Below are 617 nucleotides of genomic sequence, written 5' to 3'. Positions count from 1 at the left end.
CAGATCAGCCAGATCATCGGCGTCATCGACGAAATCGCCTTCCAGACCAACCTCCTGGCCCTGAACGCCGGGGTCGAGGCGGCCCGTGCGGGCGAGGCCGGTCGCGGCTTTGCGGTGGTGGCCTCCGAGGTCCGCGCCCTGGCCCAGCGGTCGGCGGAGGCCGCCAAGGAGATCAAGACCCTGATCTCGACCTCCAGCACCCAGGTCGGTTCGGGGGTGAAACTGGTCGGCCAGACCGGCGAGGCCCTGCAGCGGATCGTCGACCGGGTCGCCGAGATCGACGGACTGGTGTCGGAAATCGCGGCCTCGGCCCAGGAACAGGCGATCGGCCTGGCCGAGGTCAATACGGCCGTCAACCAGATGGACCAGGTCACGCAACAGAACGCCGCCATGGTCGAACAATCGACCGCGGCCAGCCACTCTCTGGCCCAGGAGGCCCAGTCGCTCCAGGCCTCGGTGGCCCGGTTCAAGGTCGGCTCAGCGGCCCAGGTCGTCGCCGCCCCCGCCCCGACCCGCGCCACCGCGCCGGCGCCTTCCGCACTGGCCAAGCCGGCCCACCGCATGGTCCAAGCCCTCAAGACCCTGGGCCGCGGCGGCGCCGCGCCCGCCCAACAGGC

1 protein-coding gene is annotated in these 617 nt (G+C 71.5%); it reads left to right on the top strand.

Translation table 11 applies throughout. The annotated features are described in order from the left end of the window. Positions 1–617: methyl-accepting chemotaxis protein (locus AC1RKE_RS16060; protein ID WP_492897496.1), on the top strand; the 617-nt coding region annotated here is incomplete at both ends.

It is taken from the genome of Brevundimonas sp. GW822-FHT03E11, from assembly GCF_058801445.1.
Note: the sequence above shows the minus strand (reverse complement) of the source record. Positions and strands in the feature narration are given on the sequence as shown.